This window comes from Paenibacillus sp. P4_E11, assembly GCF_056401635.1.
In genome coordinates, this window is sequence record NZ_JBFUIX010000704.1 from 1 (window position 1) to 578 (window position 578).

At 47.1% G+C, this 578-nt stretch carries 2 protein-coding genes; both read right to left on the reverse strand.

Features of this window, described 5'->3' with window-relative positions; genetic code table 11:
• The coding region (locus tag AC1DWB_RS37020) for a flagellar FlbD family protein (protein ID WP_477546008.1) at nt 1-190 on the reverse strand (190 nt) is incomplete at its 3' end.
• 86 nt (nt 191-276) lie between these two features.
• On the reverse strand, nt 277-578 hold a 302-nt coding region (locus AC1DWB_RS37025), incomplete at its 5' end, for a flagellar basal body rod C-terminal domain-containing protein (RefSeq protein WP_477546009.1).

Genomic DNA, 578 nt, shown 5'->3' on the forward strand with positions numbered 1-578 from the left:
TGTGTATAAGAGACAGGATCTGCTGCATGTAATTTTTTACTAAGCTTACCACATGGGGTACCTCTTCGAGAACGATATATTTTTTGCCGGTCGTCATCGTAATTAGCGTGTCCGGCGTTTCTTCAATCATCTCGATCAACAAGGCGTTGAGTGTAAGTTTGCTCCCATTCAAGCGTGTAACAGGTATCACAAATTTCCCTCCTGACAACCCAATCAGTAAGCCGATTGTTCGAGGGCGAACGAATCGCCCTCGAGCCGAATCAGCTGGTTATAACATTAACGCTTCAGGTTCAATATCTCCTGGAGTACCTCGTCTGAGGTTGTAATAATTCTGGAATTCGCCTGGAAGCCGCGTTGAGCGACGATCATCTCTGTCAACTCGTTCGTCAGCTCCACATTGGACATTTCCAGTTGACCGGAAATGATCGCTCCAGTACCTAGTGCTGGATCATTTGCAGGAGAGAGTTCGAAATCATCCGGATGTGCATTTGGAGTCTTGCGATACAAGCTGTTGCCAACCTTCTCCAACCCAGCTGGGTTCGTTACTTTTACTACAGCGACTTGCACACCCGTTGGTA